Origin of the sequence: Streptomyces sp. NPDC101225 (genome assembly GCF_044767585.1) — a bacterium.
Taxonomy (GTDB): Bacteria; Actinomycetota; Actinomycetes; order Streptomycetales; family Streptomycetaceae; genus Streptomyces.
Window position 1 is genome coordinate 153,336 of sequence record NZ_JBIWOE010000004.1, and the last position, 26,878, is coordinate 180,213.

Below are 26,878 nucleotides of genomic sequence, written 5' to 3' on the forward strand. Positions count from 1 at the left end.
CTCCCGGCGCTGATCAGCTCGACCGTATGCTCGAAGGATGACGACTTCCGTGAGCTCCGGAACCGGCTCTCCCGACCGCCCCGGCGGCACCGGCCCGACCGAGAACTCCATGCGTCGCGCCCTCAAACGCGCCCGCGACGGCGTCGCCCTCGACGTCACCGAGGCGGCCGTCCTGCTGCAGGCGCGCGGCGAGGCCCTGACCGATCTCGCCGCGTCCGCCGCCCGGGTCCGTGACGCGGGCCTGGAGGCGGCGGGCCGCCCCGGCGTCATCACGTACTCGAAGAGCGTCTTCATCCCGCTGACCCGGCTGTGCCGGGACAAGTGCCACTACTGCACCTTCGTCACCGTCCCCGGCAAGCTGCGCCGCGCCGGGCACGGGATGTTCATGTCGCCCGACGAGGTCCTCGACATCGCCCGCAAGGGCGCCGCCCTCGGCTGCAAGGAAGCCCTGATCACCCTGGGCGACAAGCCCGAGGACCGGTGGCCCGAGGCGCGCGAGTGGCTCGACGCGCACGGCTACGACGACACCATCGCCTACGTCCGCGCCGTCTCCGTCCGCATCCTGGAGGAGACGGGCCTGCTGCCCCACCTCAACCCGGGCGTCATGTCCTGGACGGACTTCCAGCGGCTGAAGCCGGTCGCCCCGTCGATGGGCATGATGCTGGAGACGACCGCGACCCGGCTGTGGTCCGAGCCGGGCGGCCCGCACTTCGGCTCCCCGGACAAGGAACCGGCCGTCCGCCTGCGGGTGCTGGAGGACGCCGGGCGCTCCTCCGTGCCCTTCACCTCCGGACTCCTCATCGGCATCGGGGAGACGTACGAGGAGCGCGCGGAGTCGCTGTTCGCGCTGCGGAAGGTGTCGCGGGCGTACCACGGCATCCAGGAACTGATCATCCAGAACTTCCGCGCCAAGCCGGACACCGCGATGCGCGGCATGCCGGACGCCGAACTGGACGAGCTGGTCGCCACGGTGGCCGTCGCCCGGCACATCATGGGCCCCGGCGCCTGTCTGCAGGCCCCGCCCAACCTGGTCGACTCCGCGTACGAGCGGCTGATCGGCGCCGGCATCGACGACTGGGGCGGCGTCTCCCCGCTGACCATCGACCACGTCAACCCCGAGCGCCCCTGGCCGCAGATCGAGGAACTCACCGAGCGCTCCCACGCCGCCGGCTTCGAGCTGCGCGAACGCCTGTGCGTCTACCCGGAGTTCGTGCGGCGTGGCGAGCCCTGGCTGGACCCGCGCCTGCGCCCGCACGTGAGCGCCCTGGCGGACCCGGAGACCGGCCTCGCCCGCCCGGACGCGGTGGTCGAGGGCCACGCCTGGCAGGAGCCGGAGGAGGTGTTCGTGGCGTCCGGCCGTACGGATCTGCACACCTCGATCGACACCGAGGGCCGCACCTCCGACCGCCGCGACGACTTCGACGAGGTCTACGGCGACTGGGCCGAACTGCGCGCGGCGGCCGCCCCCGGCATGGCCCCCGAGCGCATCGACACCGACGTGCGCCAGGCCCTGGCGACGGCGGCCGACGACCCCACCCGGCTCACCGACGACGAGGCCCTGGCCCTGCTGCACGCGGACGGCCCGGCGCTGGACGCGCTGTGCCGGGTCGCGGACGACGTCCGCAGGTCGGCGGTGGGCGACGACGTGACGTACATCGTCACGCGCAACATCAACTTCACCAACGTCTGCTACACGGGCTGCCGGTTCTGCGCCTTCGCGCAGCGCCGCACGGACGCCGACGCCTACACCCTCTCCCTGGACCAGGTGGCCGACCGCGCCGAGCAGGCCTGGGAGGTGGGCGCGGTGGAGGTGTGCATGCAGGGCGGCATCCACCCGGACCTGCCGGGCACGGCGTACTTCGACATCGCGAGGGCCGTCAAGGAGCGGGTGCCCGGGATGCACGTGCACGCCTTCTCCCCGATGGAGGTCGTCAACGGCGCGACCCGCACCGGGATGTCGGTGCGCGAGTGGCTGAGCGCTGCCAAGGAGGCGGGCCTCGGCTCGATCCCCGGGACGGCCGCGGAGATCCTCGACGACGAGGTCCGCTGGGTCCTGACGAAGGGCAAGCTGCCGGCGGCGACCTGGATCGAGGTGGTCACGACCGCGCACGAGCTGGGCATCCGCTCCTCGTCGACGATGATGTACGGCCATGTCGACCAGCCCCGCCACTGGCTCGGCCACCTGCGCACGCTGGCCGGCATCCAGCAGCGCACCGGCGGCTTCACGGAGTTCGTGACCCTGCCCTTCATCCACACCAACGCGCCGGTCTACCTGGCGGGGATCGCCCGTCCGGGCCCGACGATGCGGGACAACCTCGCCGTGACGGCGATGGCCCGCCTGCTCCTGCACCCGTACATCCCCAACATCCAGACGAGCTGGGTGAAACTGGGCGCGCAGGGCGCGGCCCAGATGCTCCGGTCCGGGGCCAACGACCTGGGCGGGACCCTGATGGAGGAGACGATCTCCCGGATGGCGGGCTCCTCCTACGGCTCCTACAAGTCGGTGCGGGACCTGATCGCGGTGGCGGAGGCGGCCGGCCGGCCGGCGAGGCCGCGGACCACGCTGTACGGCGAGGTCCCGGAGGAACGGCAGCGGGCCGCGGCGGCGTCCGACGGGCATCTCCCGGAGCTGCTGCCGGTCCTGGACTAGCCACGGACCCGGACCGTCCCGGACGGAGCAGTGAGGGCGCCACAGTACGATGATCGGACCCCTGTTCCAACGGGTCCGAGGGGTCCCGTCACCGAGGAGATGCGTGCCGTGCCAGCGTCGAAGGTCTGGGTGACCGGCCTGACGGTGGGAGCGATAGCCGCCGTCACCGTCCTGGCCGTGCAGGCCGACAAGGGACCGAAACCGCACGCGGCCGCGGCCCGGCCCAGCGCGTCGGCCACGGCGCATCCCAAGCCCACGCGGTCCACGGCGCCGGCCGCGGTGCCGGACGGCTCCGGGACCGGGCGCCGTATCGTCTACTCGCTCGGGCGGAAGACGGTCTGGCTGGTCGACGCGGGCGACGCGGCCCGGCGCACCTTCGCCGTGTGGCCCGGGACGGTGAGCCCGCAGCCGGGGACCTACACGGTGGGCACCCGCGCCGACGGCCCCATCACCGGCTCGGACGGTGTGAAGATCGAGCACATCGTGTACTTCACCGTGCGCTCCGGCTCCAACATCGCCTTCTCCAACGCCGTCGACGGATCCTCGCCGCCGCCCGCCTCCGGGACACCGACGGGCGGCATCCGGATGCGGACGGCGGACGGGGCGGCGATGTGGACGTTCGGGACGGCCGGGACGAAGGTGGCCGTGGTCAAGTAGGCCCGGGGGTCAGCCCTCGCTCCGCCGGCCGGTCAGCTGCACGACGATCAGGACGACGCCGCTCAGCACGAACACCCGCAGTGCCGCGTCCAGTCCGTTCCAGGTCTTCGACTGCCACATGGAGAACCATTCGCCGCCGACGGCGATGAAACCGGCCCCGAAGAGCAGCATCAGCATCAGCAGGCCGTAGGTCGACACGGCACGCGCACGGGCGTGGTCGCGCCGGGCCCAGAGCCAGGTGCCGTAGATCAGGACCAGCGCGGCGACGGTCTCCCAGACGATGATGGCGACGTAGGCGGTGTTCTGCAGTCCCTTGCTGGTGACGGCCCGCCACATCAGGTCGTCGTCCTTGAACGTGGTGTCCATGGCCAGGACGTGCTGCACGAACGCCTGGTTGGTGCCGAAGTCGGTGATGTTCCCGAAAGCGACCAGGGCGATGTAGAGGGCGACGGTGGCCGTCAGCAGCGCGGCGGCCAGGGAGAGGGCGTTGCGGGGGGTGGTAGTGGTCATGACAGCCATTCTCCCCGGGGCCCCGGAGGGCGACGGACCCGGACCGGGCCTGCGGCGGCGGCGAGTTCACCGGGGCCGCACTTCGGTCGTTCGGGATCACTTGGGATCGTTCGGGACCACTCGGAGCACATTTCGCATGGCACACCGCCCTCTCAACCCACCGTCCCCGTTCGATTACAGTGCTGAACTGTCATGCGTCGGACGGTGCCGGAGGGAGGTCCTGTGGACGCGACAGCTGGGGCCGTATGGGGCCGTGCCGAGCAGCAGGACTTCCGGAGCCGGGTGCGCGGAACGCTGCTGGGGGGCGCCGTCGGGGACGCCCTGGGAGCGCCCGTGGACGGCCTGGACCTCGACGCGATCCGGGAGGAGTACGGCGGCGACGGCGTCCTCGACCTCACCTTCGCCTACGGCAGACGCGGCGCCGTGACCCATCTCACCCAGCTCACCCTGTTCAGTGTGGACGGGCTGATCCGGGCCCAGGTCCGCCGCGACACCGGCGCCTGGCATCCGCCGACCGATCTGCACCGGGCCTATCTTCGCTGGGCGGCCACCCAGCGCGACTGGGGGCCCGACGAGCGCCGCAAGGACGACGGCTGGCTGGCACGCGAGGAGTGGCTCTACGCCCGGCGGGACCCCGCCCGGTCGCTCCTGCTCGGGTTCGGCGACGAGAACATGGGGACCCTGGAGGCGCCGAAGAACCCCGGCGAGGCCGGCCCGGAGGCGACCGCCCGGTCCGCGCCCTTCGGGCTGCTGGTCGGCTGGGAGCCGCAGCTGGTGGTCCAGCTCGCGGTGGAGTGCGCGGCCCAGACCCACGGGCATCCGGTGGCTCTTCTTTCGGCGGGGGCGTACGCCGTGATCGTGCACGGCCTGGCCCGCGGCGAGAGCCTCGACGGCGCCGTGCAGCGCTCGCTCGCCCTGCTCGCCGCACGCCCCGGGCACCAGTCGGTCTCGGACGCGCTGCAGCACGCCCTCGGCGCGGTACGGCAGGGGATGCCCACGCCCGCCCGGGTCGCCGAACTGGCCGGTGACGGCACGGCGGAAGCGGTGCTGGCCGCCGCCGTGTACTGCGCCCTCGTGGGCGAGGACGTCCGCCACGGCCTGTGCCTCGCGGTCAACCACGACGGCCCCTCGGGCGCGACGGCCACCCTCACCGGTGGTCTCCTGGGCGCCCTGCACGGCGAGACGGCCCTGCCGCCGGGCTGGCTGGCCGAGTTGGAGGGCCGCCCCACGCTGCTGGAGCTCGCCGACGACTTCGCCATGGAGATGACCCAGGGTCCCGCCCTGCACGGACCGGCCGGCTCGTCGCCGGGGTGGCTGGCCCGGTATCCGCGGGCCTGAGTGCCCGTTCCCCCGCCGTCATGGTGCCTTGCGCGCCGCCTCCTCGGCCGTCCGCTCCAGCCGCTCGCGGTACTCCTTCCACCACGTCGCGTCGGTGGTCGGCAGGCTGGAGTTGTCCTCCCGCATGCCCGTGGCCCCGTCGAGGGTCTCCCGCAGGATGTCGGCGTGCCCGGCGTGCCGGTGCGTGTCGGCGAGGACGCGCACCAGGGCGTGGTGCAGGGTGATGTCGTTGTCGCGCGGCCACCACGGCACATGGCCCGCTGCATCGAGCGGCAGCGCCCGCACGGTCGCGTCGGCATGCGCCCACGCCTCGCGGTAGCGGGCGACGACGTCCTCGCGGGACTCGTCGGCGGTGGCCCACATGTCGGCGTTCGGATCGTCGGCGTGGGCGGGCGCGGCCCAGGGGCTCGGCACGCCGGACGGGCGGCCGAACGTGTCGCCCAGGTAGCCCAGTTCGACGAACGTCACATGCTTGACCAGGCCCAGCAGGTTGGTGCCGGTCGGCGTCATCGGGCGCCGGACGTCGTACTCCCGCAGGCCCTCGAGTTTCCACAGCAGGGCGTTGCGGGCGTCCTGGAGATAGCGCAGCAGGTCGGCCTTGGGATCGGGTGGAGTCATCCGGACAGTCTGCCGCCCGGACGATCTCCCGGCACGCCGATGCCGGCGCCGCGCGTCACCGCCGCGCGCACGCGGGAGGACCCGGGCCTGGCTCACGGCCCGGGTCCCCGGAAGGGGTTGACAGAACGTCAGTCCTTCACCGGAGTGCGTCCCGTGACGTCCTCCACCTCGCCCGCCGGCACCGGCACGGCGACCGCCGCGCCGTCGTCGTCCGTGTTGATCTTCTCGATGACCGCCAGCCGTTCCGGGGTGTCCTCGGGCCTCAGATGGCCGACGAGGACGTACAGGACCAGCGAGACGGCCAGCGGGATCGACACCTGGTACTGGAGCGGGACGCCGCCGTCGACACTCCAGTTGATCGGGTAGTTGACCAGCCAGAAGGCCAGCAGACCCATCGACCAGCTGACGAGCGCGGCCGTCGGGCCGGAGCGGCGGAAGGGGCGCAGCAGTCCCAGCATCATCGGGATGGCGATCGGGCCCATCAGACCCGCGACCCACTTGATGACGACGGTGATGATGTCCTTGAAGGTGGGGGAGTTGACCTGCGTCGCCACCGCCATCGACAGACCGAGGAAGAGCACCGTGGTCACCCGCGCCGCGATCAGGCCCGAACGTTCGCCCCAGCCCCGGGCCTTCTCCGACACCACCGGAGCCACGTCCCGGGTGAACACCGCCGCGATCGCGTTGGCGTCGGAGGAGCACATGGCCATCGTGTGGGAGAAGAAGCCCACGACGACCAGGCCCAGCAGGCCGTGCGGCAGCAGCTGTTCGGTCATCAGGCCGTAGGAGTCGGAGCCGTCCGGCTTCTGGGCGTGGACCAGCAGGGGCGATATCCACATCGGGAAGAAGAGGACGACCGGCCAGACCAGCCACAGCACCGCGGACAGCCGGGCCGAGCGCTCGGCCTCACGGGCGCTGCCCGTCGCCATGTACCGCTGGGCCTGGTTGAGCATGCCGCCGTTGTACTCGAAGAGCTTGATGAAGAGGAACGCCAGCAGGAAGACCGTGCCGTAGGGGCCCACCAGCGGTTTGCCGTGGCCGTGCAGGGCCGGCTGGTCGAAGGCGTCGAAGAGGCCGATGCCCTTGTCGTTCAGCTTCAGCACCACCGCCACGAACATCGCGATGCCCGCGAGCAACTGGATGAGGAACTGGCCCAGTTCGGTCAGCGCGTCCGCCCACAGCCCGCCGATGGTGCAGTAGACGGCGGTGATCGCGCCGGTGATGAGGATGCCCTGGTTGAGCGAGATGCCGGTGAAGACCGACAGCAGGGTGGCGATCGCCGCCCACTTCGCGCCGACGTCCACGACCTTCAGCAGCATGCCCGACCAGACCAGCGCCTGCTGGGTCTTGAGGTCGTAGCGGTTCTTCAGGTACTCCAGGGGCGAGGCCACGTGGAGCCGTGAGCGCAGCCGGTTGATGCGCGGCGCGAACAGTTTCGAGCCGATGGCGACGCCCAGTGCGATGGGGAAGGACCACGTGACGAAGGACGTCACGCCGTAGGTGTAGGCGATGCCCGCGTAGCCGGTGAACATCACCGCGCTGTAGCCCGACATGTGGTGCGAGATGCCGGACAGCCACCACGGCATCTTCCCGCCGGCGGTGAAGAAGTCGCTCACGTTGTCGACACGCTTGTGCGACCAGATGCCGATGGCCACCATCACGCCGAAGTAGCCGATGAGCACGGCCCAGTCGAGACTGTTCATGTGCCCCCTTCCAGGGTCCGCCTTGTGAACCGCGCTCAGTTGGTTGGCACTTCGCCTGAGCGGGGTAGGGGCGTGGGAAGCCGGGAGAGGCCGCGAAGTGCCCGCTCATCGTGGGTGCGTCAGCGCGGACACGACAAGCGGACGTAAGGTCAAGAGCAAGTAAAGATGTTCGTCTTGCTGACCTGTGTTCACTCACATGAACAATGAAGGGTGATCGGGAAGGGCGCTCAGCGCATCAGCTCCCCGGCGTTGACCAGCAGCGACTGCCCGGTGATGGCGCGTGCCCGGTCGGAGGCGAGGAAGACGGCCGCATCGGCCACGTCCCCGTCCGTCGCCAGCTCCGGCAGCGCCATCCGCTCCGTGAGCCGCCGCAGCACGTCCGGCTCGGGCACGCCCTCCGTGTGGGCGGTGAACTGCACGTACGCCTGCACCGGCGGACCCCACATCCAGCCCGGCAGCACGGTGTTGACCCGGATGCGGTGCGGGCCGAGCTCGCGGGCGAGGGAGTACATCGCGCTCGTCAGCGCCCCCTTGGAGGCCGCGTACGCCGCCTGCCGCACCTGGCTGGGCGCCGCCACCGACGACTGCGTGCCGATGAACACCACCGAACCGCCATGCTCCTTGAGACCCGGCAGGCAGGCCCGGGTCATCCGCAGCGAGCCCAGCAGGTTCACGTCGATCACCGACTGCCAGGTGGCGAAGTCCGCGTCCTGGAGGCCGCCGAAGTAGCTGTCCCAGGCGGCCACATGGACCACCGCGTCGATCCGCCCGAACCGCTCGTGCGCGAGCGCCGCGAGCCGCTCGCACTGCTCCTCGTCCGTGATGTCGGTCGGCCGGTACGCCGTGTGTGCCCCGTCCGGATCGATGTCCGCGGCGCTCTTGGCGAGGCTGGCCTCGGTGCGCGCCCCGAGCACCGCGTTGCCGCCGTCGCGCACGACCGCCGCCGCGACCTGATGGCCGAGCCCGGCGCCGACCCCCGACACGACGACCGTTCTGCCCGCTAGCAGTGACATGACTGACCTCCGCCCTGACCCTGGCGCATTTTCTGACGGGGCGTCAGAGTATGGGCGAGCGGCCGACGAAGGAAGGGGAACGCCCATGTCCGAGGAGACCGACACCCGCAGCGAGGCGTACGCGGAGCTGGCCGCCGTGGGCCCGTACGGGGTCCGCCCGGGCCACGCCCTGATCACCATGGTCGAGCCCCACCCCGGCCACGAGTACGCGTACAACCGCTGGTACGAGGACGACCACTACTACGCCGGCGCGATGGCCATGCCCTGGATGTACGCCGGCCGCCGCTGGGTGGCGACCCGCGACCTCCAACTGCTGCGCTATCCCGGGCAGTCGGCGGTCGCGCAGCCGGTCACCGCGGGCTGCTACCTCTCCACGTACTGGATCACGGACGGCCGCTACGACGACCACATGCGGTGGACCGTCGCCATCAACAGGCGCCTCAACCGTGACGCCCGCGTCTACCAGGACCGTACGCACGTCTTCACGGCGTTCCAGGACCACGAGGCGACCGTCTACCGGGACGGGGCGGCCGGACCGCGCGACGTCCACGCCCTCGACCATCCCTACGCGGGCCTGGTCATGGAGGTGATCGACGCCGAATCGGGGGAGCGGCGCGCCGCGTTGCTGGACTGGCTGCGCTCGCGGCACCTGCCCAAGCGGGTGGCGGGCTCGCCGGCCGCGATGGTGACCGTCTTCCGGCCGACGCCGCTGCCCGGCGATCGCATGACGTACGTCAAGCAGGTCGAGGGCGTGGACACGAGGCTGACCCTGCTGTGGTTTCTGCAGGCGGATCCGCGCGCGTGCTGGGAGGCGTATTTCGCGGACCTGGACGTGCCGGTGCGGGAGGCCGGGCTGGGGCGGGTGGAGCTGGTCGCGCCGTTCGTCCCGACCGTGCCGGGGACGGACCAGTACGTGGACCGCCTGAGGTAGCGGCCGGCCGGTGTGGCCGGGCACAAGCCGAGCCCCCTCGGCAAGGACGGCGAAGCTGGACGAGAGGGCTCTTCCTGTGGTGCTTGTGCAGTTGTGGAACGTGAACGCAGGTCGAGGATCAGAAAGATCCTCCCCTTACGCCTTGATCGAGCCGACGAAGGTGTTCCAGGCGTCGGCGGGGAAGGCCAGCACGGGGCCCGCCGGGACCTTGGAGTCCCGGACGGCCATGGCCGCGCGGACCGGTGACTTGATCTCGACGCACGCGCCGTTGCCGGTGGAGTACGAGGACTTGGTCCACGTGTGCGTGCCGCCCTGACGAATTGCCATGTTCGCTCCGAAGTGCCAGTTGTGGAGTTGCTGTCACCGCACGGCGGATCCGGCTCCGGATCCACAGCGCGGTTTGCGCCAACCTCTGGTGTGTGGTGGCGTGATCGACGCTACTCGCGAACCTCGGCGTACGAAGCGACTATTCGCTCGACCGGGTGGCATATTCCAGGTGGGTCTTCCAATTCGACCCCGGGAAGGTGTACGGTGCGGCTTTTCAGCGGGCATATTCCTTTGCGATGTCCGCGATGAACTGCCGGGACTGGTCCGGATTCAGGGCCTGGGCGCGCAGGTGCTCGTACATCACGCTGTACTTCTGCACGTCGTTGGCCTTCTCCAGGTACAGGTCGCTGGTGACGCCCTCGATGTAGACGACGCTGGAGTCGGCCGCGTCGGGGAACTCGAGGATCGCGTACTGGCCGTTGAGGCCGGGATGCGCCCCCATGTCGAAGGGGATCACCTGCACGGTGACGTGCGGCAGTTGGGACTGCTCGACCAGGTGCTCCAACTGGTCGCGCATGAGCGAGCGGTGGCCCACCACGCGCCGCAGCGCCGCCTCGTCCATCACCGTCCACAGCCGCAGCGGGTTCTCCGGGGCGGTGATTCGTTCCTGCCGACGCAGCCGCACCTGGACCCGCTTCTCGATGTCGGCGGCCGCGGTCTCCGGGAGCGCTCCCGCGATCAGCGCCTCCGCGTACTGCCGGGTCTGCAGCAGTCCCGGGACGACCTGGGGGTCGTAGACGCGCAGGCTCGCCGCGTCCGTCTCCAGGCCGATGTACACGCTGTAGGGAATGTCGCCGAAGGAGTGCCACCAGCCCTGCTGGCGGCTGTCCTTGGCCATCTGCATGAGTGAGTCGACGATCCGGTGGTCCTCCACCTCGTAGACCCCGCACAGGTCACGGACGTCTCGCTGGCTGATGCTGCGGCGGCCGTTCTCCAGCCGGCTGATCTTCGACTGCGACACCAGCAGCCGCTCCGCCACTTCCTCGGCCGTCATGCCCTTGAGCTCGCGGAGCCGGCGCAGCTCCTGGCCCAGTCGGCGCCGCCTGACGGTGGGATTGACATTGGACGCCACGGGACGTGCACCTCCGGCTGCGTGCCTCGACTTGCCACTTTGCGTATCTGCTGTTGAGCAGACTGCCACCAAGGTGCTCGCCGCCGCTGGGAAACTGTCGGATGTGCGCTGCATACGCGCCAGTTCACCGCCCTGTCCGCACACACGGCCGCGCGGAGCGGCGGGACCGTCATGCCATCCGCAGGGGCGGATGCGTGCGACGGTCCCGCCGCTCCGCGCGGACCCAGCGGCTCCCGTACCGGGTCTTGGGGACTGCCTGTTCAGGCTCGGTGCGGCGCTCGGCGGTGCGTGGTGCTGCGGTGGTGGTTCCTGCCGCTCGTCGTGGTGATGCGGCTCAGTGCGCCACGACGCGCGCCATGGAACCGCGGCGCGGCTGCATCGGAACGCCGCGCGCGGGTTCCGGTGCGGACCTGGCCGGTCCCGTGGCCTGCCGGCCGGGCGGTGCGGCCGGGCTGCGGCGCGGCTGGGCCGCCACGCCGTTCTGGACGTCCATCACGGCGTGCGCCACGAGGCCGCCCATGGGGTCGTGCCTGATCAGATCCCGCAGCCGGGAGCGCGAGGACCGTCCCTCGTTGCCCGGATACAGATGCTTGCCGAGGCCGACCGCGTGGGCCAGGGCGGCGAGCGCCGCGGTCCGCGGGTCCGGCGGTACGCCGGTACGGATCGCGGAATCCAGCCGGGCCCTGATCTCCCGGCTGATTTCGGTGTCCGTCGCCTGGTACCGCGTCGTCGGCAGCACTCCGCACATCTGGCCCGCCACGGCATGCACCATGCCGCACCGCTCCAGATGCGAGAGATAGGTCTGGCGCAGCCCGAGACGGGGCCCGCCGATCCAGTGGACGGCACGCACGGGAGCGCCACGCCTTCGCAGCAACTCCAACGCGCAGTCCAGAGTCGGATCTCCAGTCGGCCGTGGGGCTACCACGGCGATACGATCCCCGTCTGGGGCTATCCGTCCGGCCAGCGCCAGCTCCACTAGCTGTGCTCCGGCCAGACCGAGGTCGAGCGACTGCGGCTGTGCAGTGGTACCCGTGGCCGGGTCCAGTGCCAGCAGCAGAAGCTCCTCCGGAAGTGTTCTGCGGCTCCTGCCCATCCATGCCTCCCCGCGTGGATGAAAGACAGGGTGACCCCTCTCACATTGGTCTGTCGAGGGTGCGTGACCTCTTTGTGAGGGAACCGGTAGGTATGTCGTTCTCGTCTACTGCAGGGGTCAGGTCCGCACACAGGACACTGGTACATGGTTCGGACAACGTGTTTGACCGGTGTCCGGGCGGCGGTTCACGGTTCGGTAGGCGCACGGAGGGCGTGCGGCATGGAGGAGGCATCGGTGGCGGGCGAGTCCCCCGACAGGTCCAAGAAGCGCGAGTCGTCGGCAGAAGCGACGTCGGGGAGCACGGGTCCGGTTCCCGAAGCCCGCACCGAAGCGCGTGATCCCCGCCTCGCGGTGGCCCGGGACGCGGAGTCCTCGGGCGGCTCGGCGTCCGGGAAGGCCCGGAGTTCCGGTGGCGTGGACACGGCGACGCGGGTCCTTTCCGTACGGGACCTGGAGCCGGAGGACGATGCGGCGCCGGAGCCGGAGCCGGAGGGCGACGCGGAGACCGGGGAGGCCGCGACGAGCGGCGGGGACGTTTCCGCGGGATCGACCGAAGCGGCGGAAGCGGCTGAGACGACGGAACCGGCTGAGACGACGGGATCGGCTGAGACGACGGGATCGGCGGAAGGCGCGGGATCGGCTGAGGCGACGGAAGCCGCGGACACCGCCGCCGACGCGGACGGTCATTCCGAGGGCGCCGCGACGGACAGTGACGGGTCAGATGCGTCGGGCGACGCCCGCCTGCGCGCCGCTGTGGCGGCCTGGGTCCGCTCGGGCGACTCCGAGGACTCCGAGGGCGTGCGAGGCCCGGAGAAGGCGCCTGAGAGTGCCGGAACGGACGATTCCGCGGACTCCGAGGCTCCCGGCCACGTGGCGGACGCCTCCGCGGCGCCCGGCCCGGGCACGGACGGTGAGCAGGCCGGCGGTGAGCGGAAGGCCGGTGGGCGGAAGGCCGGAGAGCGGGACACCGCCGCGGGCGCCTCCGGCGACGACCGGCCGGACGCGGGCACGGACGCGGACGCCGGCCCTGACGCGGAAACGGGCCCGGACGCGGACGCGCCGCAGGCCGACCAGGCCGGGGACGACGCGCCTGCGCGGGCGGAGGGCGGCGCGGACACCGCGACCGCCGCGACCGCCGCGACCGCCGCGACTGACGCGGACGTCGAGGACGTCGAGGACGCGGTCCCTGGGGCTCCTGAGGCCCCTGAGCCCCCTGAGACCCCTGGGGAGCCTGAGGACGCCGTCCCGGCCGGTGCCGGCGACTCCGGTGGACCCGGCGCGGGCACGGGCGCGGCCGCCGCGGACAAGCGCGGTGACCGCCCCGCGGAGGACGCGGAGGACGCGGAGGACGCGGAGGACGGCGACAGCGAAGGCGGGAAGCCCGGCGGGGCCCGGCACGTCGACCAGCCGACCGCCGTCTTCAAGCGGCCGGCCAAGCCGCAGGTCGATCAGCCCACCACCATGCTCAAGCTCGGCGACGCGGCGGCCAGGACCCCCGCCCCGACACCGGAGGCGGAGCGCACCAGCAAGTTCGTCGCGCTCAAGCCGCTGGACGAGCCGTCCGCGAAGAAGCCCGCGGACGCCACCGCCGCGATCCCGCAGGTCGGTCCCGAGCGCACCGCGCAGCAGCCGCTGCCGCCGAAGCCGCCGATGGACCTGCTGGCCGAACTGACGAACACGCCGCCTCCGCCGGTCACCCCGGTCCGCACGATCGTCCGCCGCGTCAAGATCTGGACCCCGCTGGTCCTGCTCCTGGCGGTCGTCTTTGCGATCGCGCAGGCCGTGCGCCCGCTGCCCACCCCTGCGCTCACGCTCACCGCCGACGACTCCTTCACCTTCGACGGCAGCGGGGCCGACCTCCCGTGGCCGAGCGAGGGCCAGGGCTGGATGGACGTCAACGGCATCGGCACGATGGGGAACTTCGGCAAGCAGACCCCCGTCGCCGTCGGTTCCGTCGCCAAGGCGATGACCGCGTACCTCGTGCTCAAGGACCATCCGCTCAAGCCGGGTGCGGAGGGCGAGAAGATCACGGTCGACGCGACGGCGGAGAAGGAGGGCGGCTACGACAAGGACGGTGAGTCCACCCTCAACACGGTCAAGCAGGGCGACACGCTCACCGAGAAGCAGGCCCTGTCGGCCATCATGATCCCCTCCGCGAACAACATCGCGCGCCTGCTGGCCCGTTGGGACGCGGGCTCCGAGGCGGCGTTCATCAAGAAGATGAACGACACCGCCAAGGAACTCGGGATGAAGAACACGACGTACACGGACGCCTCCGGTCTCAAGGAGTCCACCGTCTCGACCGCCCAGGACCAGGTGCTGCTCGGCAACGAGCTGGTGAAGATCCCGGCCCTGATGGCCATCACCAAGCTGCCGAACTGGGTCGACCCGTCCGGCCACAAGTGGCGCAACTACAACTCGCTCGTCCCCTACAACGGCGCGCTCGGCATCAAGACCGGCACGACCACCAAGGCCGGCGGCAACCTCCTGTTCGCCGCCACCAAGGAGGTCGGCGGCGAGACGGTCACCGTCGTCGGCGCGATCCTCGGCCAGCACACGCCGCCGATCATCGACACCGTCAACGCGGTCAGCAAGACCGCGATGATCGGCGCCCAGGACGCGCTGAAGGCCAGGAAGATCCTCAAGAAGGGCGACGTGGTCGGCTACGTGGACGACCGGCTCGGCGGCCACACCCCGATCGTGCTGACCAAGGACGTCCAGGCGGTCGGCTGGGCCGGCCTGAAGGTGAAGCTGTCCTTCGACGCCGACGACGTGCCGCACTCCGCGAAGGCCGGCACCAAGGTGGGCACGCTCACCGTGGGCGACGGCACGAGCGGCGCGGTCAAGGTGCCGGTCGCCCTGCAGAAGGACCTCACCGAGCCCGGCTTCGGTGCGAAGCTCAAGCGCATCACCTGATCCGGTCACGGGATCTCCACACTCCGCCGGGGTGCCCACCAGGGCGCTTCCCGGCGGGGTGCGTGCTAGCGTCACGAAACGGGGCATGCGGTCGCTCACGGGACGCGGCCGGGAAACCCCCGGGGACGCGGCCGCGAACGGGCGGGCAACGGGACACGTCCCAGAACAGAAGACGGGACACCACGGGGAGTGCCTTCAGGTGGCCACTGCGGAGCCGACACGCGCCGACGACGCCGATCCGGGCCCGGGAACCGGCCCGCGAATACGGGTGCCCGCACCGCGTACGGACAGCCGGGACACGGCTCGTACGACGGGCGGCGCACAGCGCGATCCGTCACGCGTGGGAGCGGCCGTCCTCGCCCTGCGGGAGCGTCTGCTACGCCATCCCGTGCTCTCGATCACGGCCCTGGCCGGAATCCTGCACATCGTCTGGTTCTTCACGTCCGCGAACAGTGGCGGCGACCTGGCCGCGCAGGACGCCTGGGCCGAGTTCGTCGGCCGGCACCCGGACTCGGCGTACAACCTCGCCTGGTACGGCGGCATGCACCCGGTCTCCTACAGCATGGTGTCGCCGTATCTGATGTCGGTGCTCGGCGTCCGTACGACGATGATGATCGCGGGCACCGTCTCGGCCGGGCTGCTCACGCTGATCCTCATCCGCAGCCGGTCGGTGAAGAACCCCCTGTGGGCCTCGCTCGCCGGTGTGTTCGCGTTCCTGTGCAACGCCGCCTCGGGCCGGGTGACCTTCGGGCTCGGCACGGCCTTCGCGCTGGGCGCGGTGGCCGTCGTCTTCTGCTGGCCGCACAAGTGGCGCTACAAGCGCTGGGCGAAGGCCCTGTGCGCCGCGCCCCTCGCCGCGCTGGCGACGATGGCGTCCCCGGTCGCGGGCCTGTTCGTGGGCCTGGTCGCGGTCGCCCTGTTCCTGGAGAAGCGCCGTCCCGGTGCCTGGGCCCTGGGCATCGCCCCCAGCGTGGTCGTGGCCCTCTCGGCGTGGCTGTTCCCCTTCTCCGGCACCCAGCCGATGGCGTTCGGCTCGGTGATCCTGCCCTTCCTCTACTCGGTCATCATCTTCGTCCTCGTCCCGAAGCACTGGACGACCGTCCGGCTGACCTCCGCCGTCTACGGCCTGTCGGTCGTCGCGGTGTGGCTGGTCAGTTCGCAGATCGGCTCCAACATCACGCGCCTGGCGATGCTCTTCGCGGGCGTCACGCTGGTCGCCGCGCTGCCGTTCCAGATCCCTCGCTCGCGGAATTGGTACGTCGCCGTGGTGGCCTTCCTCGGCTTCACCTTCTGGATCGGTTTCAAGGCGGTCGACGACGTCGTCCACACCACGCCGACCGCGTCCTGGGCGCGTGAGCTCGCACCCCTCGTCAACCAGCTGCAGGACGTCGGCGCCGAGAAGGGCCGCGTCGAGGTCGTCCCGGCCCGCTCCCACCGCGAGGCCTCCGCGCTCGCCCCGTACGTCAACCTGGCCCGCGGCTGGAACCGCCAGGCCGACATGGAGCGCAACCCCCTCTTCTACGACGACACGCTCAACTCGGCGAACTACCACGAGTGGCTGCAGCGCTGGGCAGTCCACTACGTCGTCCTGCCCAAGGACGAACCGGACGGCGACGGCGGCGAGCGCGAGCGGGAACTCGTCCAGCGGGGCATGCCGTATCTGAAGCAGATCTGGGGCGACGCCAACTGGCAGCTGTTCCGGGTCACCGACCCGGTGCCGCTGGCCGACCCGCCCGCGACCGTCGACCGCGCGGAGCAGGGCGAGCTGACCATCGAGGTCAAGAAGCCGGGCCGCGTCCTGATCCGCGTCCCCTACTCGCCCTGGCTCGGCCTCGTCGACGCCAAGGGCAAGGGCGTCAAGCCGCCCAAGGAGACCGAGGCCTCCAAGCACCGCCCCGACGGCACGCCCAAGTCCTTCAGCAACGTCAACGGCTGCCTGATGCAGACGGAGGAGGACGGCAAGGGGGACAAGTGGACGATCCTGGTGGCGCCGAAGGCGGGGCTGTACCGGCTGGGGGCGCCGTACCAGCTGCCGCGCGGCACGCCCTGCCCCGACGAGCTGAAGTGACCGGACGGTGAGCGGGCGCTAGCCGAGGGCGCTCTCGACCGCGGCCACGAGCTGGGCCGCCTCCGGCTCGGTCTGCGGGGAGAAGCGGGCGACGACCTTTCCGTCCCGCCCGATCAGGAACTTCTCGAAGTTCCAGCGGATGTCGCCGGTGTGCCCCTCGGCGTCGGCGAAGCCGGTCAGGCGGTCGTAGAGGGGATGCCGGCCGTCGCCGTTCACCTCGACCTTCTCGGTCATGGGGAAGCTCACGCCGTACGTCGCCGAGCAGAACTCGGCGATCTCCTCGGCGCTGCCCGGCTCCTGGCCCATGAACTGGTTGCAGGGCACGCCGAGGACGGTGAAGCCCTGGTCGGCGTAGCGCCCGTGGAGGCGCTCCAGCCCGGTGTACTGCGGGGTCAGCCCGCACTTGGAGGCCACGTTCACGATGAGGACGGCCTTGCCCGCGTACTGGGAGAGGCCGGCGGAGCCGCCCTGGAGGGCGCCGATCTCCACGTCGAGGGGTGTGGCACCGTTGCTGTCTGCAGTCGTCATGAGCGGATGCTAACTCCGGTAGGTGTCGGGCCGGTTCCGTGCCCCGGTCAGGACGCCGCCCGCCGCCGTACGGGAGTGGAGAACCGGCCCGCTCGCCGCCGCGCTACCGGCCCCGCACCGAGCAGCGAACGCCGACGCCGGGTCGCACGCGGTGAGCCGGCCGCGGTGAGTCGGCTGCGGTGAGCCGGCGGCGGTGAGTCGGCTGCGGTGAGTCGGCTGCGGTGAGTCGGCGGCGGTGAGTCGGCTGCGGTGAGCCGGCTGCGGTGAGCCGGCTGCGGTGAGCCGGCCGCTACACGGCCGGCTCGTCCCGCAGCCGCAGCAGTGAGCCGACCGCCTGGGCGTCGCCGGCCAGGTCCGTGGCGTCCGCCGCTCCCGGGAACAGCCGCCCCCAGGCGGCGGCCCGCCCGATCGTCCCGAGCCGCCAGGCCAGGCTCAGGGCGCGGCGCAGGTCCCGGGTGGTGCGGCCGCCGCCGGTCCAGGGTTCGAGGTAGGCGTCGCGCAGGCGGGGCACCACGTCCGGGCCGTAGCGTTCGGCGGCGTGCCCGGCGGGCACCACGAAACTGCAGAACGGGTGCGAGAGAGCGGCGTCCCCCCAGTCGAAGAAGGTGAACCGCCCCGGGCCCGGCACGAAGACCTGCCCCTCGTGCACGTCCGCGTGGTCGAGGCCGTCCGCGACGCCGAGCCCGGCGAGCTCCTCGCACCACTCCGCGACGCGGGGCCGCAGACCGCCCAGCACGGCGCGGTCGGCCGCCGTCAGGGCGCCGTTGTCCGCCACCAGCCGGTCGAAGACGTGCGGCAGCGTGGCCGTACGGGCGTCGGGCACGCCGAGGGCCTCGATCTTCGAGGTGTACGGCAGCAGGGAGCGCTGCAGTTCGGCGTACCGGCGCAGCAGGGCCTCCCACGTCCGGGGACCGTCCGCCCCGTCCTTCAGTACGTCGGCCAGCCGCGGCCCCCCGTCGGGGAGCAGCGACCAGCCCCGGTCGGCGTCGACGGCCAGCGGCGTCAGCACCTGCTCCGGAACCCATGCGGACAGCGCCTCGGCGAGCCCCGCCTCGAAGCGGGCGGCGGGCGGGCAGGCTTTGAACCACAAGGGGCCGGTGCCGTCCACCGACAGCCGCACCAGCACCGACCAGGGCCGCAGCCGCACCCACCGGGGCCCGGTCTCGCGCAGCCCGTGGGCGCCGAGCACACCGCCCACCCAGCCGAGGGCGGCGGCCCGCCACTCCGCCCGCTCCCAGGGCGTCACGACCTCCGGGTACCGCCCGCGGTCGACGTCCGCAGCATCGTTCATCGGGCCATCTCATCACCGCGGGCGCCACCGCCTCATCTGGATTAACGTCGAGTCGGAGCGACTGTCCGGGAGGCGGGGACCGATGGGCGACTACGTGGAACTGCCCGGCGTCAGGACGTGGTACGAGACCGACGGCGCCGAGGACGCCGAACCGCTGCTCCTGCTGCACGGGGGCCTGAGCACGAACGAGACGTGGGGCGCGCAGCGCGCGGACCTCGCGGCGGCCTACCGCCTGTTCCTGCCGGAGCGCCGCGCCCACGGTCACACCCCCGACGTCGAGGGCCCCCTGTCGTACGGGGACATGGCCGACGACACCGTCGACTTCATCGAGGCGGTCGTGCAGGGCCCCGCCCATCTCGTCGGCTGGAGCGACGGCGGGATCGTGGCCCTGCTGGTGGCGCTGGCCCGCCCCGACCTGGTCCGCAAGGTCGTGGCCATCGGGGCCAACTTCCGCCCCACGCCGGAGATCGCCGCGGAGCCGGAGATGCTGGAGCACATGGCGGACGACCACCCCGCCATGGCGCAACTGCGCGACCTGTACGCCGCCGTGTCACCCGACGGCGCCGACCACTGGCCGGTGGTCATGAGCAAGCTGGCCGACATGTTCGCCGTGGAGCCGGCCCTGACGACGGCCGAACTGTCCCGGATCACCGCGCCCACCCTGATCCTCACCGGCGACGACGACATGATGACGCTGGAGCACACGATCGACCTGTACCGGGCGATCCCCGCCTCCCAGCTCGCGGTCGTCCCCGGCACGTCGCACGCCGTACCGATGGAGAGACCGGCCCTGGTCAACACGCTGATCCTCGACTTCCTCACCAAGGACCCCGTCGCGACGATGCTGCCGATCCGCCGGGCGGGGGAGGGCCGGGACGGGTGACGCTGGATCCGCGGACGCGGTGCCCGCGCGAGGCCGTGCGGGGTTGTACGCGCCCGTGCGGGGCCGTGTAGGGCCGGTACCCGGAGGCGCCCGCCGGGTAGGACCTGGAGGCGCCCGCCGCCTCAACCGCCGTTGAGCGTCCGGTGGGGAGCGCGGTCGTAGGCGTCGCGGTAGAGGGACGCGAAGCGGCCCGGGTGGTGGAAGCCCCAGCGGGCGGCGATCTCCGTGACCGTGGCCCCCTCGGTGGGATCGCCCGCCATCAGGTCCCGGTGCGCCTGCGCGAGCCGCACCTGACGGAGGTGCGCGAGCGGGGTGGTGTCCAGATGGCGGCGGAAGGCGTACTGCAGCGCCCGGGGGGTGACATGCGCGGCCCCGGCGATCTCCGCCACGGTGACGGGCTGGTCGGCGTGGTCGTCGATGTAGGCGAGGGCGCGGCGCAGGATCACCGGGTGCGTGTCCCGCTCGTCGCGCGCGGCGGTGGACGTGTCGCCGGCGAGCGCGGTGCTGGGGAAGGCGGACAGCACGCTCGCCGCCAGATGCTGCGCGGCGGTGGACGCCACCAGCGGCTGCTCGGCCACGGCCGGGTCGGCGAGCACCTGGTCCCGCAGATAGGCGATGGTGCGGCCCAACTGCCGTGCGACCGCGGACGAGCGCGGCCGGTGCCCGGTCAGCCGGACCGGCGGCCCGCCCTGCTCACCGGCCACCTGCGACAGCAGGCCGGGGTCGAGCATCGTGATGTTGTAGCGCGCGTTGCAGATCCGCCCCGAGTACGGCAGTTCGGGCGGCGCGAACATCACCACGTCGCCGGGGCCGAAGTCGTCCCGCACCCCCTGGAAACCGTGGTCCCGCACGGTGCCGTCGTACATGACGCACAGACAGATCCTGCCGAGCGGGGTGACGGAGTAGCTCATCTCGAAGGACAGGTCGATCTCGTCGATGCTCACCGCGTCGACCCCGGTACGGGTGACGCGGACGCGGCCGGCCTCCGGTGTGGTGCTGCCGATACGCAACCTGGCGTAGGCGCGACTGAGGAAATCTTCGGTCACGCCCAGATCGTCGCTCTCGAACGTCAGCGTCTCCATGGCTGACAGATTCCCGCCATCAGCTCCGGCATGTACGCCCTGAACAGGTGCTTTTCGCTTTCTGCACAGCGTACGGCCACGGACTTCGCCCTGGGGCTGTCGCTCGCGGCCCCAAGGCGCGGAGGCTTCCGAACATGATCGGAGAAGACGAGGACGCGGCCACGGGCGATGTGACGGCCCTGCAGGAGGAAGTGCAGCAGCTGCGCCACGCCGTGGACTCCCACGCCCTCGTCGACCAGGCGATCGGCGTGGTCATCACCGTCGCGGGCCTGCGCCCCGACCAGGGCTGGGCCGTGCTGAAGCACATCTCCCAGCACACCAACGTCAAGCTCCGCGAGATCGCCCGCTGCCTCGTCCAGTGGCCCGCCGGCGGCAGCCCCCTCCCCGACGTCATCCGCACGGCCCTGCCCCACGCGGTCGACCACGCCCGCCGCCAGGACACGGACGGCTCCTACGAGGACGACGAGGAGCACGCGGGGGCGGCGGCCTGCGGGTGGCCCTGATCGCGGCTGTCGCGTGAGGCACCCCAGGCGAGCGGAAAAGCGGTCCTGTCGTGTGTCGCCCCTCGCCGCACGGGCGGCCGTCGCCTAGGCTCGGTTCGCCACAATTGGTCCTGAATCAGCGGAGGACAGGACGCCGGGAACCAACCGCGAGCGCCTCATCAGAACGCTGACATTCTGGCTGCGTCCTGCCTTCGTGCTGGGCGTCGTCAGCCGGTTCCAGAAGATCGCCGGCTTCGACCGCGCGATGGCTCTCGCCTCAGGTGCGCTGACCGCGCTGATCCCGCTCGCGGTCCTGAGCGGGGTCCTGTTCCGAGAGGAGGCCGCGGAGCGGATCATCAACCGCTACGGCCTCACCGGTGGCGGCGCGGAGGCCGTCAGAGCGGTGTTCTCCGCGGAGTCCGCGAGTGCCGGCGTCGGGGTCTTCGGGATGCTGTTCCTGGCGGTCTCGGTGCTGAGCTTCTCCCGCGCCGTGCAGCGCCTGTTCGAGCAGACCTGGGAACTGAAGCCGCTCGGCGTACGCAACACCCGTAACGGCCTGTGGTGGATCTGCTCGCTCACCTTCTATTCGGCGGTGATCGGCTGGATCTACGTCGCCCTGGGCGGAGGACGCCTGGGCGTGGCGGCCGCGGTGTGCGAGGTGCCGGTGTCCACCGCCTTCCTCACCTGGAGCGGCTGGATCCTGTCCGCGAAGCGGCTCACCTGGCCGGTCCTGCTCCCCTTCGCGGTCGCCGCGGCGGTCCTGACGGCGGCCTATTCGGTGGTGGCGACCGTGTACCTCCCGCGCTTGTTCAACTCCTACGCCTCCAGCTACGGCGCCGCCGGTGCGGTCTTCGGGATGGCCACGACCCTCTTCGGCGTCATGCTCGTCGTCGTCGCGTCGGCGGCGCTGGGTCGCGAGGTGCGGGACGAGCTGACCCGGATTCGCCAGGGCCGGCGCCCGTCCCAGGACGAGGTCCGCCGCCAGTGGGACTCCATCGTCGAACAGACCCGGTCCCGCTGGCGCACCGTCCGTAACCACCCCACCCGCCACCAGGCCGACGACTCCCGATGACGATCACACCGACGGTCCCGCACCGAACACACCTCTGCTCCGCCCTCCACCCTCCGCCCGGCGCCGACTTGGCCGGAAGGCGGGTCCAGTGGGTTGTCGGCGGGGGAAACCGGATCGTCCGCGGCCGTGGCCGGCCGTAGGGTGCGGCGATGGACTGGCGCGCCTGGCATGACAAGTACGACGTGGCGGACTCCTGGATGGCACGGAGGCTGCGGACCGTTCGAGCGCGGATCGGGGCGGTCCTGGACGAGGCCCCGGCCGGGCCGTTGAAGGTGATCAGCCTGTGCGCCGGGGACGGCCGCGACCTCCTTCCCGTCCTGTCCGGTCATCCCCGCCGCCACGAGGTGCGGGTGCGGCTTGTCGAGAGGGACGCCCGCAACACCGCCTCGGCCTCGGAGACGGCCCGCCTGGCGAAACTGGACCAGGTCGAGGTGGTGACGGGCGACGCCTCGCTCGTCGACCAGTACCGGGACATGACTCCTGCGGACCTCGTGCTGGTCTGCGGTGTCTTCGGGAACATCACCGACAGCGACATCGAACGCACCGTCGACGCCTGCGACCAGTTGTGCAGGACCGGCGGCACCGTCATCTGGACCCGCAACCGTGCCGCCCCCGACCGAGTACCCATGATCTGCGAGCGGTTCTCCGAGCGGGGTTTCGACCTGACGTGGCTGTCGGAGCCGGATGCCGGCTTCGGTGTCGGTGCGCACCGGTTCACCGGCACCCCGCGCCCCCTGTGCGCCGGCACCCGGCTGTTCGAGTTCGTGGGCTACGACGTGCTCCGTCAGCGCGCGAGCACATCATCCGGCTGACCTCCGTCCCTCCTCGTGGCCTGTCGCATGCGTTTCGCGGCCTGGGCGGCCCCCACACCTCCCGATCGGTACGCTTCGGCCGGAGGCGGGAATGTTCGATGCAGTGGTTTTCGGCGCCGGGGGTGCCATCTGCCTGGTCCTTGGCATGTGGTTCGTCCTGCGGCAACGACGCCGGCACGCCGGCACTCTGGCGGGCTGGGGCGCAGTGGCCGTCGGAGTGGGGCAGTTCCTACGCGCCGTAGGATCTCTGACCGACGACCACCAGCCGCTCGGTGCCGTTCTCGTCATCTGTTTCTCGGTGGTCAGCGTGGCCGGCTTCATCATGGTGGTCCGTGGCCGGGACACGTCCTGGAACGCTCGCGGCGGCCAAAAGCCCCGGAAGCTGCCTCCGATCAACCGGGGCGGCTCCTGAGCGAGGACGCACCCGCCCGGACAGCGGGACCGCGGCGAGTGAGGAGCCGGGACGGGGGACCGACGCGTCGCCGGGGGACCGGACGGATTCGACGGCTCTGGTGTGAACGGATCGGGCACGCGGTCCGTATGCATGTCCGATCGGGCGCGTATCCGGACGAGTCGCTCGATCTTCATGGGGATCGGTTCGCAGGGACCGCCAGTGCGGCGGCCACGGGGGATGCGGGGAAAGCATGGCGATGGCAAGTGACACGGTGCGCGGGGGCACCGTGCTTCCGGTTGACGCGGCGCGCTGGGCGATGTGGACGTTCGTCCTCGTCAACACGGTGATCGTCGAGGCGCTGTTCCTCAGCGCCGGTTCGGGCAAGAACGGGGTGCTGACGGTCGCGAAGTTCTTCGGACTGCACGCGGCCCTGCTGATGCTGTTCCAACTGCTGCTGGTGGCCCGGCTGCCGTGGCTGGACCGCCGTATCGGGATGGACCGGCTCACGGTGTGGCACCGCTGGGTCGGCTTCACCCTGCTCTGGACGGTGCTCACGCACGCCACGCTGGTGGTGCTCGGCTACGCGACCCTCGACGACACGTCCATGGGGAAGACGTTCGTCGCGCTGAGCGGCGTACCGGCCTCCCTCCTGGGCATGTTGGCCGCGGGCACCGTGCTCGTGGTGGCCGTGATCTCCACCCGGTCCCTGCGGCGGCGGCTGCGCTACGAGGTCTGGCACGGCCTGCACCTGCTGCTCTACGTGGCCCTGGGCCTGTCGTTCGTCCACCAGCTGCTGGAGACCACGACCTTCACCTCCTCCGCGTTCGCCACGGCCTACTGGTGGTTCCTGTGGCTGTTCGCCTTCGGCGCCCTGCTGGCCGGACGGGTCGTCATGCCGCTGTGGCGCAACGCCTACCACCGGTTCCGCGTCGCGGCCGTGGTGCCGGAGTCGGACGACGTGGTCTCCGTGTACGTCACCGGCCGGCACATCGACAAACTCCCGGCCAGGGCCGGCCAGTTCTGCATCTGGCGGTTCCCCGGGCACAACCACTGGTGGACGGCCAACCCCTTCTCCCTGTCGGCGGCGCCTGACGGACGGGGGCTGCGCCTCACGGCGAAGGCGGCCGGCAACGCCAGCGCCGGCCTGCGAAACCTCCCGGTCGGCAGCAGCGCCTTCGTCGAGGGACCGTACGGGGCGTTCACCTCGCTGCACCGGACCCGGCCCGCCACCCTGCTGATCGCCGGGGGCGTGGGGATCACTCCGGTGCGGGCCATGCTGGAGGAGGCCACCGGCGATGTCGTCGTGCTGTACCGGGTGCGCAGCGAGGCCGACGCGGTGCTGCTGAACGAGGTGCGCCACCTGGTCGGGCTCCGGGGCGGACGGTTGCACCTGCTCACCGGCAGGACCGGTGAGGGCGGCACCCCGCCGTTCGGCGGCGACAGCCTGCACCGGCTGGTCCCCGACATCACCGAACGCGACGTGTACGTCTGCGGCCCGCCCGCCATGACCAGGGCCGTGCTGGCCGGCCTACGACACCTGCGGGTCCCCTCGCGGCAGGTGCACGCCGAGAAGTTCGGCCTCGCCTGAATCCGGGCGGGGGACCGGCGCTCCCACCCGGCGCGGCCCCGGCCGGGTGACCGTACGGGTCCGGGGATGCGGATGCGCGACGCGGCACGAACGGGTGCCCCGCTGCGCAGGGCGCAGGGGGACGTCGACCGGGGCCGTGGCCGTAACGCGGCGACACGCTCCGCTCCCGCGCGGCCGACTCGGCCGTTCGCCGGAAGGACCGATGGTCCACCGCCGTCGGCGGTGGACCACCGGTCCGGCTTTCCGGCCGGTTCAGCGGAAGTCCTCCGCCGGGAGTTCCGTCTCCAGTTCGCTGCCGTAGTGCTCGACCGCCGGGTCACGGTGCAGCCCGCCGCTCATCGCGTACTCCTCCTCCGGCGCGAGCACCAGGCGGTGACGCGCGAAGACGTAGTAGAGGACGAGTCCGATGGCGTACAGGACGGCGATCGCGATCACGGCGCTGTGGTAGTCGCTGTTGATCAGGATGCCCACGAAGGTGATCGCCGCGATCACGAACGCGACCACCGCGCCCCAGTTCCCGGTGGGGCTGACGTAGGGCCGCACCGCGTTGGGGTACTTGCGGCGCAGGATGACGAACGAGGCCATCTGCGACATGTACGCCAGTACCGCGCCCCACACGGAGATGTTCAGCACGATGCTCGACGCGGTCCCGCCGGCGTTGTCCGCGATGAGCAGCGCGACGAAGCCGATGACCGCACCGACCACGAGGGCGAGGTACGGCGTCTGCCGCTTGCCGGTGAGCGACAGGATCCGCGGGTAGTAGCCCGACCGGGACAGCGAGTAGAGGTTGCGGCCGTAGGCGAACATGATGCCCTGCAGACTCGCCAGGAGCCCGATCAGCGCGAAACCCGCGAGTATCCGCGCCCAGCTGTCGGGCAGGAACGACGCGAAGCCGTCGAGGAGGGGCTGGCCCGAGGAGCCCGTCGTCCTGGAGCCGAGAACGGCGGTGTTGAAGACGTAGACCAGAGCCGCGAAGACCAGCAGCGTCACCATGCCGAGGACCCCGGCCCGGGGCACGTCGCGCTGCGGGTTGTGCGCCTCCTCCGAGGCCAGGGGGAGTTCCTCGATGCCGAGGTAGAACCACATGGCGAAGGGCAGCGCGTACAGCAGCCCCTTGAGGCCGAAGGGGAACGCCTCGCCGTGGCCACCGGTCGGCTTGATGTCGTTGAGGCTGCCGAAGTCGACGGCGCCGTGGGCGAGGGCGAGGATCACGAAGAACGCGAGGATGGCGCAGGACAGGACCGCCACGACGAGCGCGAACTTGAACGACGCCTCCGCGCCCCAGGAGTTCAGCCCGACGAAGATCGCGTAGAGGATGACCCACCACAGCCACTGGGGCAGGCCGTCGCCGAAGACGCCGGCGGCGTACTGCGCCGCGAAGTACACGACGACGGCCGTGGTGAAGACGTACTCGATGGTCTCGGCCAGTCCGGTGAGGAACCCGCCGAGCGGACCCATCGCGGACCTCGCGAACGAGTACGCGCCACCGGTGTGAGGCATCGCCGCCGCCATCTCGCCGATGGAGAACAGCATGCAGAAGTACATGAACGTGATGACGGCGGCGGCGATGCCGAACCCGACGAAACCGGCCTGCCCGATGCCGAAGTTCCAGCCGGAGAACTCACCGGAGATCACCGCGCCGACCCCTATGCCCCACACCCCCCAGAAACCGGCGGAGCGCTTGAGCTTGCGCTTCTCGAAGTACTCCTCGCCCGCGTGGGCGTAGCTGGCACCGGCCTGCTTCAGCTCGGCAGATGCCGCATCAGTCGCGTCGGACATGAGGCGTCCCCTTTCAAGACCTGTGTGCGGTGCCCGGAGACCGAGCACGGACGCGTCGGCCGTGAAGGTAG

General features: G+C 71.3%; 23 protein-coding genes. 12 read left to right on the forward strand and 11 right to left on the reverse strand.

Features of this window, described 5'->3' with window-relative positions; all coding sequences use genetic code 11:
- Positions 1–37: 37 nt before the first annotated feature.
- The gene (locus ACIRPX_RS07510) at positions 38–2,650 is read left to right on the forward strand and encodes a bifunctional FO biosynthesis protein CofGH (RefSeq protein ID WP_404189634.1); all 2,613 of its coding nucleotides are present in this window, start codon (positions 38–40) and stop codon (positions 2,648–2,650) included.
- A gap of 99 nt (positions 2,651–2,749) precedes the next feature.
- Positions 2,750–3,307 (forward strand): hypothetical protein, encoded by a 558-nt coding sequence (locus ACIRPX_RS07515; protein ID WP_404189637.1) that lies wholly within the window; start codon positions 2,750–2,752, stop codon positions 3,305–3,307.
- Positions 3,308–3,316: 9 nt separating this feature from the next.
- On the opposite strand, the gene ACIRPX_RS07520 is transcribed toward ACIRPX_RS07515, so the two are convergent.
- Positions 3,317–3,817: a DUF2165 domain-containing protein gene (locus ACIRPX_RS07520; protein ID WP_404189639.1), complete on the reverse strand. Its 501-nt coding sequence runs from the start codon at positions 3,815–3,817 to the stop codon at positions 3,317–3,319.
- Between the two features lie 222 nt (positions 3,818–4,039).
- Here ACIRPX_RS07520 and ACIRPX_RS07525 point away from each other — a divergent pair, with 222 nt between their 5' ends.
- Positions 4,040–5,155, forward strand: a complete 1,116-nt coding sequence (locus ACIRPX_RS07525) for an ADP-ribosylglycohydrolase family protein (protein WP_404189641.1) — start codon at positions 4,040–4,042, stop codon at positions 5,153–5,155.
- Positions 5,156–5,173: 18 nt separating this feature from the next.
- Here ACIRPX_RS07525 and ACIRPX_RS07530 read toward each other — a convergent pair whose 3' ends face one another.
- The 3 genes from ACIRPX_RS07530 to ACIRPX_RS07540 form a co-directional block, all read right to left on the reverse strand.
- Complete coding sequence (locus tag ACIRPX_RS07530; RefSeq protein ID WP_404189643.1) at positions 5,174–5,773, reverse strand: DinB family protein; 600 nt, start codon at positions 5,771–5,773, stop codon at positions 5,174–5,176.
- A 128-nt stretch (positions 5,774–5,901) separates the two neighbouring features.
- Positions 5,902–7,476, reverse strand: a complete 1,575-nt coding sequence (locus tag ACIRPX_RS07535) for a sodium:solute symporter family protein (RefSeq protein ID WP_404189645.1) — start codon at positions 7,474–7,476, stop codon at positions 5,902–5,904.
- Between the two features lie 227 nt (positions 7,477–7,703).
- Positions 7,704–8,489: an SDR family oxidoreductase gene (locus ACIRPX_RS07540; RefSeq protein WP_404189648.1), complete on the reverse strand. Its 786-nt coding sequence runs from the start codon at positions 8,487–8,489 to the stop codon at positions 7,704–7,706.
- An 85-nt stretch (positions 8,490–8,574) separates the two neighbouring features.
- On the opposite strand from ACIRPX_RS07540, the gene ACIRPX_RS07545 reads away from it, so the two are divergent.
- Positions 8,575–9,420: a hypothetical protein gene (locus ACIRPX_RS07545; RefSeq protein WP_404189651.1), complete on the forward strand. Its 846-nt coding sequence runs from the start codon at positions 8,575–8,577 to the stop codon at positions 9,418–9,420.
- Between the two features lie 135 nt (positions 9,421–9,555).
- Here the strand turns inward: ACIRPX_RS07545 and ACIRPX_RS07550 are convergent, their stop codons facing one another.
- The 3 genes from ACIRPX_RS07550 to ACIRPX_RS07560 all read right to left on the reverse strand — a co-directional run bounded on the left by ACIRPX_RS07550 (position 9,556) and on the right by ACIRPX_RS07560 (position 11,912).
- Positions 9,556–9,747 carry a DUF397 domain-containing protein gene (locus ACIRPX_RS07550; protein ID WP_404189653.1) on the reverse strand — a complete coding sequence of 64 codons (192 nt, stop codon included), beginning with the start codon at positions 9,745–9,747 and terminating at the stop codon, positions 9,556–9,558.
- 214 nt (positions 9,748–9,961) lie between these two features.
- Complete coding sequence (locus tag ACIRPX_RS07555; protein ID WP_404189656.1) at positions 9,962–10,819, reverse strand: helix-turn-helix domain-containing protein; 858 nt, start codon at positions 10,817–10,819, stop codon at positions 9,962–9,964.
- A gap of 334 nt (positions 10,820–11,153) precedes the next feature.
- Positions 11,154–11,912, reverse strand: a complete 759-nt coding sequence (locus ACIRPX_RS07560) for a GPP34 family phosphoprotein (RefSeq protein WP_404189659.1) — start codon at positions 11,910–11,912, stop codon at positions 11,154–11,156.
- Between the two features lie 219 nt (positions 11,913–12,131).
- On the opposite strand from ACIRPX_RS07560, the gene ACIRPX_RS07565 reads away from it, so the two are divergent.
- Positions 12,132–14,828 (forward strand): D-alanyl-D-alanine carboxypeptidase, encoded by a 2,697-nt coding sequence (locus ACIRPX_RS07565; RefSeq protein WP_404189662.1) that lies wholly within the window; start codon positions 12,132–12,134, stop codon positions 14,826–14,828.
- 199 nt (positions 14,829–15,027) lie between these two features.
- The gene (locus tag ACIRPX_RS07570) at positions 15,028–16,896 is read left to right on the forward strand and encodes an MFS transporter (RefSeq protein WP_404189665.1); all 1,869 of its coding nucleotides are present in this window, start codon (positions 15,028–15,030) and stop codon (positions 16,894–16,896) included.
- Positions 16,897–16,914: 18 nt separating this feature from the next.
- Here the strand turns inward: ACIRPX_RS07570 and ACIRPX_RS07575 are convergent, their stop codons facing one another.
- The gene (locus ACIRPX_RS07575; RefSeq protein WP_404189668.1) at positions 16,915–17,424 is read right to left on the reverse strand and encodes a glutathione peroxidase; all 510 of its coding nucleotides are present in this window, start codon (positions 17,422–17,424) and stop codon (positions 16,915–16,917) included.
- 289 nt (positions 17,425–17,713) lie between these two features.
- Positions 17,714–18,715, reverse strand: a complete 1,002-nt coding sequence (locus tag ACIRPX_RS07580; protein WP_404189671.1) for a phosphotransferase — start codon at positions 18,713–18,715, stop codon at positions 17,714–17,716.
- A gap of 82 nt (positions 18,716–18,797) precedes the next feature.
- Here ACIRPX_RS07580 and ACIRPX_RS07585 point away from each other — a divergent pair, with 82 nt between their 5' ends.
- On the forward strand, positions 18,798–19,598 hold the full coding sequence (locus tag ACIRPX_RS07585; RefSeq protein WP_404189674.1) for an alpha/beta fold hydrolase: 801 nt from the start codon (positions 18,798–18,800) through the stop codon (positions 19,596–19,598).
- 122 nt (positions 19,599–19,720) lie between these two features.
- On the opposite strand, the gene ACIRPX_RS07590 is transcribed toward ACIRPX_RS07585, so the two are convergent.
- Positions 19,721–20,680 (reverse strand): helix-turn-helix transcriptional regulator, encoded by a 960-nt coding sequence (locus ACIRPX_RS07590; protein WP_404189676.1) that lies wholly within the window; start codon positions 20,678–20,680, stop codon positions 19,721–19,723.
- Positions 20,681–20,814: 134 nt separating this feature from the next.
- On the opposite strand from ACIRPX_RS07590, the gene ACIRPX_RS07595 reads away from it, so the two are divergent.
- From ACIRPX_RS07595 to ACIRPX_RS07615, 5 genes are all read left to right on the forward strand, one after another.
- Positions 20,815–21,183: an ANTAR domain-containing protein gene (locus ACIRPX_RS07595; protein WP_404189678.1), complete on the forward strand. Its 369-nt coding sequence runs from the start codon at positions 20,815–20,817 to the stop codon at positions 21,181–21,183.
- Between the two features lie 193 nt (positions 21,184–21,376).
- The gene (locus ACIRPX_RS07600; protein ID WP_404189680.1) at positions 21,377–22,234 is read left to right on the forward strand and encodes a hypothetical protein; all 858 of its coding nucleotides are present in this window, start codon (positions 21,377–21,379) and stop codon (positions 22,232–22,234) included.
- Between the two features lie 149 nt (positions 22,235–22,383).
- The gene (locus ACIRPX_RS07605; protein WP_404189683.1) at positions 22,384–23,046 is read left to right on the forward strand and encodes a class I SAM-dependent methyltransferase; all 663 of its coding nucleotides are present in this window, start codon (positions 22,384–22,386) and stop codon (positions 23,044–23,046) included.
- Between the two features lie 91 nt (positions 23,047–23,137).
- A complete protein-coding gene (locus ACIRPX_RS07610) occupies positions 23,138–23,458 on the forward strand; it encodes a hypothetical protein (protein WP_404189685.1) in 321 nt (106 codons plus the stop codon).
- Between the two features lie 238 nt (positions 23,459–23,696).
- On the forward strand, positions 23,697–25,028 hold the full coding sequence (locus ACIRPX_RS07615) for a ferric reductase-like transmembrane domain-containing protein (RefSeq protein ID WP_404190256.1): 1,332 nt from the start codon (positions 23,697–23,699) through the stop codon (positions 25,026–25,028).
- Between the two features lie 252 nt (positions 25,029–25,280).
- Here ACIRPX_RS07615 and ACIRPX_RS07620 read toward each other — a convergent pair whose 3' ends face one another.
- The gene (locus ACIRPX_RS07620) at positions 25,281–26,807 is read right to left on the reverse strand and encodes an amino acid permease (protein WP_404189688.1); all 1,527 of its coding nucleotides are present in this window, start codon (positions 26,805–26,807) and stop codon (positions 25,281–25,283) included.
- Between the last annotated feature and the right edge of the window lie 71 nt (positions 26,808–26,878).

Bases quoted from the DNA above. Each gene is read 5' to 3' on its own strand.
- ACIRPX_RS07510 (WP_404189634.1), top strand. From the start codon at position 38: ATGACGACTTCCGTGAGCTCCGGAACCGGCTCTCCCGACCGCCCCGGC.
- ACIRPX_RS07540 (WP_404189648.1), bottom strand. From the start codon at position 8,489: ATGTCACTGCTAGCGGGCAGAACGGTCGTCGTGTCGGGGGTCGGCGCC.
- ACIRPX_RS07545 (WP_404189651.1), top strand. From the start codon at position 8,575: ATGTCCGAGGAGACCGACACCCGCAGCGAGGCGTACGCGGAGCTGGCC.
- ACIRPX_RS07550 (WP_404189653.1), bottom strand. From the start codon at position 9,747: ATGGCAATTCGTCAGGGCGGCACGCACACGTGGACCAAGTCCTCGTAC.
- ACIRPX_RS07585 (WP_404189674.1), top strand. From the start codon at position 18,798: ATGGGCGACTACGTGGAACTGCCCGGCGTCAGGACGTGGTACGAGACC.
- ACIRPX_RS07590 (WP_404189676.1), bottom strand. From the start codon at position 20,680: ATGGAGACGCTGACGTTCGAGAGCGACGATCTGGGCGTGACCGAAGAT.
- ACIRPX_RS07520 (WP_404189639.1), bottom strand. From the start codon at position 3,817: ATGACCACTACCACCCCCCGCAACGCCCTCTCCCTGGCCGCCGCGCTG.
- ACIRPX_RS07605 (WP_404189683.1), top strand. From the start codon at position 22,384: ATGGACTGGCGCGCCTGGCATGACAAGTACGACGTGGCGGACTCCTGG.
- ACIRPX_RS07575 (WP_404189668.1), bottom strand. From the start codon at position 17,424: ATGACGACTGCAGACAGCAACGGTGCCACACCCCTCGACGTGGAGATC.
- ACIRPX_RS07535 (WP_404189645.1), bottom strand. From the start codon at position 7,476: ATGAACAGTCTCGACTGGGCCGTGCTCATCGGCTACTTCGGCGTGATG.
- ACIRPX_RS07615 (WP_404190256.1), top strand. From the start codon at position 23,697: ATGGCAAGTGACACGGTGCGCGGGGGCACCGTGCTTCCGGTTGACGCG.
- ACIRPX_RS07530 (WP_404189643.1), bottom strand. From the start codon at position 5,773: ATGACTCCACCCGATCCCAAGGCCGACCTGCTGCGCTATCTCCAGGAC.
- ACIRPX_RS07515 (WP_404189637.1), top strand. From the start codon at position 2,750: ATGCGTGCCGTGCCAGCGTCGAAGGTCTGGGTGACCGGCCTGACGGTG.
- ACIRPX_RS07565 (WP_404189662.1), top strand. From the start codon at position 12,132: ATGGAGGAGGCATCGGTGGCGGGCGAGTCCCCCGACAGGTCCAAGAAG.
- ACIRPX_RS07610 (WP_404189685.1), top strand. From the start codon at position 23,138: ATGTTCGATGCAGTGGTTTTCGGCGCCGGGGGTGCCATCTGCCTGGTC.
- ACIRPX_RS07580 (WP_404189671.1), bottom strand. From the start codon at position 18,715: ATGAACGATGCTGCGGACGTCGACCGCGGGCGGTACCCGGAGGTCGTG.
- ACIRPX_RS07595 (WP_404189678.1), top strand. From the start codon at position 20,815: ATGATCGGAGAAGACGAGGACGCGGCCACGGGCGATGTGACGGCCCTG.
- ACIRPX_RS07560 (WP_404189659.1), bottom strand. From the start codon at position 11,912: ATGGGCAGGAGCCGCAGAACACTTCCGGAGGAGCTTCTGCTGCTGGCA.
- ACIRPX_RS07620 (WP_404189688.1), bottom strand. From the start codon at position 26,807: ATGTCCGACGCGACTGATGCGGCATCTGCCGAGCTGAAGCAGGCCGGT.